The 8,800-nt window shown below is 37.4% G+C and carries 6 protein-coding genes; 5 read left to right on the top strand and 1 reads right to left on the bottom strand.

Going from position 1 to position 8,800, the window contains the following annotated elements:
* The first annotated feature begins 497 nt into the window (after positions 1–497).
* The 4 genes from pyrF (at position 498) to ACFIM8_RS06960 (ending at position 4,301) form a co-directional block, all read left to right on the top strand.
* Positions 498–1,343 carry an orotidine-5'-phosphate decarboxylase gene (pyrF, locus tag ACFIM8_RS06975; RefSeq protein ID WP_375607231.1) on the top strand — a complete coding sequence of 282 codons (846 nt, stop codon included), beginning with the start codon at positions 498–500 and terminating at the stop codon, positions 1,341–1,343.
* A 49-nt stretch (positions 1,344–1,392) separates the two neighbouring features.
* The gene (locus tag ACFIM8_RS06970) at positions 1,393–1,650 is read left to right on the top strand and encodes a hypothetical protein (protein ID WP_375607232.1); all 258 of its coding nucleotides are present in this window, start codon (positions 1,393–1,395) and stop codon (positions 1,648–1,650) included.
* Between the two features lie 42 nt (positions 1,651–1,692).
* Positions 1,693–3,177 (top strand): histidine--tRNA ligase, encoded by a 1,485-nt coding sequence (gene hisS, locus ACFIM8_RS06965; protein ID WP_375614708.1) that lies wholly within the window; start codon positions 1,693–1,695, stop codon positions 3,175–3,177.
* A 590-nt stretch (positions 3,178–3,767) separates the two neighbouring features.
* On the top strand, positions 3,768–4,301 hold the full coding sequence (locus ACFIM8_RS06960) for a replication protein (protein ID WP_375614707.1): 534 nt from the start codon (positions 3,768–3,770) through the stop codon (positions 4,299–4,301).
* 873 nt (positions 4,302–5,174) lie between these two features.
* Here the strand turns inward: ACFIM8_RS06960 and ACFIM8_RS06955 are convergent.
* On the bottom strand, positions 5,175–5,699 hold the full coding sequence (locus ACFIM8_RS06955) for a peroxiredoxin (RefSeq protein ID WP_375607278.1): 525 nt from the start codon (positions 5,697–5,699) through the stop codon (positions 5,175–5,177).
* Positions 5,700–5,916: 217 nt separating this feature from the next.
* Here ACFIM8_RS06955 and ACFIM8_RS06950 point away from each other — a divergent pair, with 217 nt between their 5' ends.
* Positions 5,917–7,545: an alpha-D-glucose phosphate-specific phosphoglucomutase gene (locus ACFIM8_RS06950; protein WP_375614706.1), complete on the top strand. Its 1,629-nt coding sequence runs from the start codon at positions 5,917–5,919 to the stop codon at positions 7,543–7,545.
* The last annotated feature ends 1,255 nt before the right edge of the window (positions 7,546–8,800 follow it).

Raw genomic sequence — 8,800 nt, 5'->3', positions numbered from 1 at the left:
AGGAATGCGAGTTTCCATGTTTTATCTCCTTGAATATGCTGGAGATACAATGCCTTTTTGCTAATTATGTTCCAAAAGTGAATAGATATGAGCCAAAAAAGGAATAGGAAAGATCTAAAGTTAAGATCGAGATCATCATGGTGGGGCATTTTCTTTTGAAACTTTGTTTAAAGCGCGTTCATAGAGAGTTTTTGTTGATCATAAAAAAGGGTGTGAAAACGACAAGGTACGCTTATAGGGCTTTATGAGGTCATAATAATATGGATGCTTTTTTGTTTATATTCTTTCATAAATTTGAATTTTTATCTCATGACAACGTCTTGGTCGATAAACATATGATAAGCGTTACGAATGGGAATATATTTATGTTTCATGAATAAAAGCACACTTTGTATAGAGAGCTCTTCTTTGTGTTTTCGCTATTGTATTCTTTTGACAAATGCTTTTCTTTTTGATTGTATCAAAAAGTTTAAAGAGAGACCTTGTTAGGATATAAAATGTTTCGTTCAACTTTTTTTAAAAATCGTGAAATCTATGGACCTCTTTGTATTGGCTTTGATCCGAGCCATAAAGTTTTGCAATCGTGGAAACTAAGCTTTGATTATAAAGGTCTAAAAGATTTTTGTGATATTCTCTTAACAGCAGTTGTGGGTAAAGTAGGTATTATAAAGCCGCAAGTCGCATTTTTTGAATTATATGGTGTGGAAGGTCTTCAAGCTCTGAAAGAACTGATTGAAAATGCACACGAACAAGGCATATTGGTTCTGGCGGATGCAAAAAGGGGGGATATTGGCTCTACTGCTGAAGCCTATGGTAAGGCTTGGCTTGGTTCAAGCAGTGCGTTCAAAGCTGATGCCATGACAATTAATCCTTTTTTGGGTTTTGATGCTCTTATTCCTCTGATAAAGGTTGCTGAAGAAACAGGAGCAGGGGTTTTTGTAGTGGTTCAGTCTTCTAATCCAGAGGGGAAACAAATACGAAATGCGCTTATTGGTGACCAGACACTCTCTCTTCATCTTGCACAGTGTATTTGTGATTATAATAGTCAGTCTTCGGTTCTCCATCATAATATTGGCCCCATAGGTGCGGTTATAGGAGCGACATTAGGATCTGAATCAAAAGATACAATTGAGCAGTTAAACAGTAGTCTGTTTCTCGTTCCAGGTATTGGCACCCAAGGTGGAACAATGACACAACTAGCAAATCAATTTCCACAAAGACTTTGGCAGAATGTTATTCCCTCTGTATCACGCTCTATTACAGATGCTGGACGAAATATTGTTGATTTAAAAAATGTTATCAATCATTTTGCAGAACAAGCGCAAAGCACACTGATGTCTTGAGGATTTTTGCATCTGTAATAAATCTGAAGAATTCTGAGAGGGAGGGCTTTTGAGGGGGATGTTTCCGATTTATCCAGAATCAACAGTTGCTTTGTGGTTTCTTTCAACAAGCACAGATGTCTTTTCATTGAATGTTAAGCGTGCATTTCATGTTGAGCGGGGGGCTATGTTCCTATTGAAAATGCAAATATTTTCAGTAGATTGCCTTAAGGGTAAAGGTTTGCATTTTTTAAAAGCAAAAGCTTATGCATATTGTTACCAGTTTCCAGTTGATAAAGGTATTGCAGCGTTTGTTTCTATAAGATAGACACACGTTATCGGTGAATATATATTGTTGTTAGAGAAAAATATGTTATCAAAACAAGAAAAAACCAAAGCCCGTTTACCCCGTGGGTTTGTTGATCGTACAAGTGCACAGTTGTATGCAACTGAAACAATGATTGCGCAAATTCGTGAAGTTTATGAACTTTATGGTTTTGAAGCACTGGAAACACCAATTTTTGAATATACAGATGTGCTGGGTAAGTTTTTACCGGATTCAGATCGTCCAAATGCGGGCGTTTTTTCGCTACAAGATGATGATGAGCAATGGATGTCTTTGCGCTATGATCTGACTGCTCCTCTTGCTCGTTATTTTGCAGAGAATTTTGAAGTTTTGCCAAAACCTTATCGCAGTTATCGTCTTGGCTTTGTTTTTCGCAATGAAAAACCAGGTCCAGGGCGGTTTCGGCAATTTATGCAGTTTGATGCGGATATTGTTGGAACACCAACGGTAGCAGCTGATGCAGAAATTTGTATGATGGCAGCCGATAGTTTGGAAAAACTAGGGTTTCAGCATCATGAATATGCCATTCGTCTGAATAACCGAAAAATTCTCGATTGCGTTTTAGAGAAAATTGGTTTGGGGGGAAATGAGCAGGCTGAAAAGCGCTTAACTGTCTTAAGAGCAATTGATAAACTGGATAAATTTGGTTCTAAAGGGGTGCGTTTGCTTTTGGGAAAAGGGCGTTTGGATGAAAGTGGTGACTTTACAAAAGGGGCGGAGCTTAAGGATAAAGAGATTGAGTGTATTCTTACCTTAACTGCTGCTGGAGCTGAAACAGCAGAAGAAACGCTTGAGGCTCTTAAAGAAGTGGTTGGTGATCATGTTCAAGGGCGTGAGGGAATTCGTGAGCTTGAGGAAATGCAAGCAATTTTTGCCGCAAATGGTTTTCAGAATCGTATCAAGATTGATCCATCGGTGGTGCGTGGACTGGATTATTATACAGGTCCTGTCTTTGAGGCTACGTTGCTGTTTGATGTTTTCAATGATGATGGGCAGAAAGTTGTTTTTGGCTCCGTTGGTGGTGGTGGGCGCTATGATGGATTGGTGGCACGCTTTCGTGGTGAAAACATTCCAGCAACAGGTTTTTCAATCGGGGTCTCACGCTTGATCGCTGCTTTGCAAAATCTTGGAAAGTTGCCTATGAAGGAGACAACAGGGCCGGTTGTGGTGCTGATGATGGATAAAGAGCCAGAGGCGGTTGCTGGTTATCAAAAAATGGTGATGCAGTTGCGTGGTGCGGGAATTCGTGCTGAGCTCTATTTGGGGGCATCGGGGATAAAAGCGCAGATGAAATATGCGGATCGACGCCAAGCGCCTTGTGTGGTTATCCAAGGCTCACAAGAACGTGAGAGCGGAAAAATACAGATTAAAGATTTGATTGAAGGGGCGCGGTTATCTCATGAGATCAAAGATAATCAAACATGGCGTGAAAGTCGACCAGCACAAGTGACGGTTGATGAAGATCAATTGGTCAAAACGGTACAGAATATTTTAGCTACCCAAAAGTGATAATGGTAAAAGTCTTTATCGAAAGGATTACCTGAAATATTCGGAAAAGTTGAGATTCAATTTTTGAAATTTGTGCTTTGCTCGTTTATACGTGCTGGCACACGCGTTCAAAAGTGGGGTTTTGAAGTGCGTGCGGCATAAAAGAGAGATTTTTTAAGAGATAAAAGTAAGCGCTATTCGCTATAAAATGTGCCCTTCTGAGGATGCGATGATAATGCATTAAAATGTGCAAAAAAAATAGTAACGAACAAAAACTCTGAGAAAATTAAAGGGTTTCACGTAATGCTTCTGAAAAAGTTTATAAAATATTGACAGTTTATATTGGCTTCATCTTTGAATTCTCATCTATGAGTATCAAATCCTTTGATGTTCTCTTCTTGGACATTACAAAATCTAGCCTTATTGCAAAAGGAGGGAGAACTAGAGCGTTTTATCCTAAAAAACTTTTTAAGCTTCAAAAAACAATGGAATGACTTAAATCGAACAATTTTTTACAGGAGCATGTTTGGATGAATTGTAAGCTGCTATAATGGTAACCTACTGATAATATGCATTTTTCATAAAATCAATTCTTTAACGGAGAAATGAAAATGGTCCAATATGATTTTACTCTGCTCTATGAACGAAATCCCTTTATTCTTGAAAGACCTGAGAATATTGGAAAATCATTTAAACTTCCTCCTTCAAATTTCGGATTTGAAGATCTTCCGCAAATTACCTTTTCAGGCGCCTCGTCATGTCGGCGTATGATTTTTGGGTTATCATTTAGTGGTATGAAAGCTTTTTTTGTGATGTTGTGGCAATTAGGGAAAATGTTAGATAAGGGGGATAATGTGGATTTATGGTTTGATCAGATAACATTGGATCTTGATATTCTTGAAGAATTTTTGACTTGCGATCTTTCAATTCAAGAACCAGAATATCTTAATTTTGAAAGTTTTAAAGAAGGTATCAAAGAATTAGAAAAGAATAAAATTGTAGCGAAGGGGACAAAAAAAGATTGTTATTTCATCAATCCAGATATTTTTGGTCTTCCTGAATGTGATGAAGATTTTGAGTTCGATGAAGAGGAAGAGATAGAAGCACGTTTTACGGTAGAATACCCGAATAAACAACTCCTTTAACCGTTTTTCTCTTAGAGAAAAATAAAAGCTTAGAATAAATGGCTATGAGAACAGTAATGAGTTTGTTTATGGTATGTGAATTGGAATGTTTGCGGGATTTGTTTTGATTGAATCTTCTTTATAAACGGTTCTTTATGCAGAGCTGTTTTTATGCCGTGTTTGATTATTTTTTATGAGACATAACTCAATTTGAACTGTGCGCCTCTTCAAACAAATGTTTGATCTGTATTTTCTCTCTTGATGCTTTTGTGTACCTTGCAGTCTTAATGTTCACAGCTTTCGCCTTTGAAAGCATTTACGAGAAGCATTTTCACTCTTTTTAATGGTTTATTCATATGCCAATCCCACTTGCTAATGAGCAAAAAAATAGTTTTAAGGGATTCAATATAAGAAGGGATAAAATAAAACAATCTTATGATATTCGGCTCCTCTCATTTAATATGAGAAATTATAAATCAAACCATTTTCAACATAAAATTTTTCTCAACATGAGGAGCTCAGCGTTGATTTTGCATAGTTTATCTATATGTTAATCCTTGATGTTTCCGAGAGAGTTTTGCATGAATTTGCGCATTTGGCAATTGCATCAGCATTTTTTGATAGCGTGCAACAGCTTTTAACTCTTTGATTTTTTAGTACCACAACGGGGCCAGATTTTTCATCAGCAATTTTTCAAGCTTTTACAAAGCCGTTAGAACATAAAATATTTATTGAAAAAATTATTGCTTTAATCTTTTCTCACAGAAGGCACACAATAAACTTATAGGGTCTGCTTTCACGAATAGATGTTGCAAAAAATAAACGACACAAACTTTCCTGCTCAGGAAATTTGTGTCGTAAAATTTTGTTTAAATGGACGATTCGGGGTTGGAATTAGCTTTTCAAGGCTTTTAAAACATTTTGTGGTGAAGAAACTTCGTAAGGATCTGTTGCACAATTATCTGAAAAACCTGCTTCTTCGAACCATTGTTCAACCACACCATCATTAATAACAGCTGCATAGCGCCATGATCGCATGCCGAAACCAACATTGTCTTTTGCAACCAGCATACCCATTTTGCGTGTGAACTCACCAGAGCCATCGGGAATTAATTTCACGTTTTTGATATTTTGTGCTTTTCCCCAAGCATTCATGACAAAAGCATCATTGACGGAAAGGCAATAAATTTCATCAATACCAGCGTGTTTAAATTCATCATAGAGTTTTTCAAAGTCAGGCAGCTGAAAGGTTGAGCAAGTAGGGGTAAAAGCTCCAGGAAGAGAAAAAAGAATAACACGCTTTCCTTTAAAGTAAGCATCGCTGCTAACTTCTTGCCACCGATAAGGATTGTCTCCAGCCATTGATTCATCGCGTACGCGTGTGTGGAATGTTACATTGGGAACTGTTTTTTTCATCATCATGATGCTCCTGTATTCTTTTACGAAAATTTTGTTTTAAAACAGCCTTCGTATTTAAAAACATATGGGAAAGATCGTTTTAAATAAAAGGGCTTCTTAAAAAATTCTTACTTCTAACGAGTGTGCAAATATTTCACACTTCCGTCAAGTAGAATTAATGGTCGACTTTGGATACTCTTCACCTTAAAATTATAGGAAAGAATATAAAGGTATGGATATGACCATAAAGACAGTTTTGACCACGGCTTTTGAGGGGCAAAAACCGGGAACATCTGGTTTGCGCAAAAAAGTGTCTGTTTTTCAACAACCCCATTATGTAGAAAACTTTATACAGTCTCTTTTTAATAACATTGGGCCTCTTGAAGGAGAAATGTTAATTCTTGGGGGGGATGGGCGCACTTTTAATCGTACTATCCTTCAGATTGTGTTGAAGATGGCAGCGGCGCATGGTGTCTCTCTTATTAAAATGGGAAGGGGCGGTATTCTTTCTACACCTGCTGTTTCGCATCTTATTCGTAAAACTCATGCCCATGGTGGACTTATTCTTTCTGCAAGCCATAATCCTGGTGGTCCAGAAGGAGATTGTGGTATTAAATATAATATTTCTAATGGGGGACCCGCTCCTAATTCTTTATGTGATGCTATTTTTGCAACATCGCAACGTCTTTCTTTTTATAAAATTCTTGAAGCACCAGATGTTGATTTAGATAGGCAAGGTACGATCTTTATGGGAGCCATGCGGATTGATATTATTGATCCTGTCGCTGATTATGTTGCTTTGATGCAGGAGCTTTTTGATTTTGACTGTATTGCCAAGGCTGTTGCTCGAGGTCTTACTTTACGGTTTGATGCCATGCATGCGGTAACAGGGCCTTATGCTCATGAAATTTTTGAAAAATGCTTAGGATTTTCTGAAGGGACGGTGGTTAATGGTATTCCTTTGCCAGATTTTGGAGGTGGTCATCCAGATCCCAATTTGGTTTATGCTAAGGCTCTTTATGATTTATTGATGTCAGAGAAAGGACCAGATCTTGGCGCAGCCTCTGATGGTGATGGAGATCGTAACCTCATTATTGGTCGTGGGCAATTTGTTTCGCCGTCAGATTCTCTGGCTATTATGGCTGAGCATGCACACCTCATTAAAGGATATCGAAAAGGTGTTGTGGGGATAGCGCGTTCTATGCCGACGGGGCGTGCTGCTGATCTGGTCGCGGAAAAAAAAGGATTAAAATTTTTTGAAACACCAACGGGATGGAAGTTTTTTGGAACGCTTTTGGATGCGGGGAAAGTAACCTTTTGTGGTGAAGAAAGCTTTGGAACTGGGTCTCATCATATCCGTGAAAAAGATGGTTTATGGGCTGTCCTATTTTGGTTAAATCTTTTAGCGGTAACAGAAAAAACTGTCGCACAAATTGTTCAACAGCATTGGTACACCTATGGGCGTTTTTACACGTTACGGCATGATTATGAAGAAGTCGAAGCCGATAAAGCTTTGGAAATTATAGAACATTTGCGTGCACACTTACCACATTCAGGAACTGAAATTTCTGGATTTTTCGTCAAAAAAGCAGACGATTTTACATATCATGATCCTGTTGATCAGAGTGTTAGCACGCGGCAAGGTATCCGTATTTTTTTCAAGAATGGAGCACGGTTGGTAGTCCGTTTGTCGGGAACAGGAACACTGGGTGCTACTTTACGACTTTATTTTGAACAGTATGAAAGTGATCCACGCAAACACAATTTTAATCCGCAAGAAGTTCTCCAACCTTTGCAACAGGTGGCACTAAAACTACTAAACATACAACAAGTATTGGGACGAGACCACCCTGATATTATTACCTAAGATCATTGGAATGTTTTTTTGTAAAGGTATGATGATTGATCACATGGGGTATGTTTTTAGGGGCATGATTTTATTTGCCATAAGGAAGAGCTTAACTCCATTTTCAAGCTCGCTTTGTTTTTTTCACCTTTACATATCGATCCGATTCCTAAAACTGCGTGCTTCTTAAAACCGAATGCTGTAGGCAATTATAATCCAGCATAATCGGAGCATTTATGCCCAATGGTTTCTGATGGTTTGATAGAAGTGTTTGTTTAATAGGATGATGTTCCTCATGCAAAACAGAACACTGTCGTTATTGCGCATTTCATATGCTTATTTAAAAAGCCTCTCTCAATACACTTACGCCCTTCTTTATGGAATGCTGTTCATGTAGGAGATAACGGTAAATCCTCGAGAAGAATATAATGGTCGATATATATTGGATAATAAATTGATTTATAATAATAATTTAGTATTATTCAATTTGAATGAGAGCTCTCCAATATTGTAAGATTATCTCATCTCAAATCTATTCCATGTTGAATCAATTAAAACCATTCATTTGCACATAACAAGCGGGGAGAGCCGTGTGGATAAAAACTGTACAAAAAAGAACTAAAAACACCTCTTATGAATCAATCATCTTTTGTGCCAAGGGCAGTGACAACATTGAGCACCACCATTTTTATGAGAGAGTAAGCCCAGCTCCATCACACTTATTGATTAGTTCCCAATGTGCATCTTTCCACTTGTAACATGCAAGCGCAAGGCTTTGGTTGATTCAATAGAAGAGGATTTGAAATAAGAAAATCTTAAAATATTCGGGTGTTCTATTCAACATACAAAACCATTGATGATGATTATAAATCAACATATTCTCTAATATTATAACCGTTATTTTTACTTAAAATAAAAGGTCAAGTTAAGGCATCACTTTCTTTTCTCGCAATATTCAATCGTGCTTCGCTCTTTGAGAGAATTTATTAAGAGATGTTCCTTTTTTCATTTTTTATCCATTCGTTAATTTCATTTGTGACGGATAAGAAAATGATTTTGATTGATTTATAAGAGAGAATGAAGGGAGTAAATTTTATGATAGGTAGGGGCTTATTTAAGGTGTACAATGATAAATCATTCTTATAAATTAACGTCTTGTCTGTGGTGATCGCATTGACAAACATAGTTGGCAGATGGGGAATGAAACAAAGGGACGTATTTTTCTAAAATAATGGACAATAAGCATTTCTTGTTTTATGACCGTCATAATGAATGA

It is taken from the genome of Bartonella sp. AC535YNZD (genome assembly GCF_042196625.1).
Classification (GTDB): Bacteria; Pseudomonadota; Alphaproteobacteria; order Rhizobiales; family Rhizobiaceae; genus Bartonella.
The sequence above is the reverse complement of the archived record's forward strand: the minus strand, read 5'-3'. Positions and strand labels throughout refer to the sequence as shown.

Bases quoted from the DNA above. Each gene is read 5' to 3' on its own strand.
- ACFIM8_RS06955 (WP_375607278.1), bottom strand. From the start codon at position 5,699: ATGATGAAAAAAACAGTTCCCAATGTAACATTCCACACACGCGTACGC.
- ACFIM8_RS06960 (WP_375614707.1), top strand. From the start codon at position 3,768: ATGGTCCAATATGATTTTACTCTGCTCTATGAACGAAATCCCTTTATT.
- ACFIM8_RS06950 (WP_375614706.1), top strand. From the start codon at position 5,917: ATGACCATAAAGACAGTTTTGACCACGGCTTTTGAGGGGCAAAAACCG.
- pyrF (WP_375607231.1), top strand. From the start codon at position 498: ATGTTTCGTTCAACTTTTTTTAAAAATCGTGAAATCTATGGACCTCTT.
- hisS (WP_375614708.1), top strand. From the start codon at position 1,693: ATGTTATCAAAACAAGAAAAAACCAAAGCCCGTTTACCCCGTGGGTTT.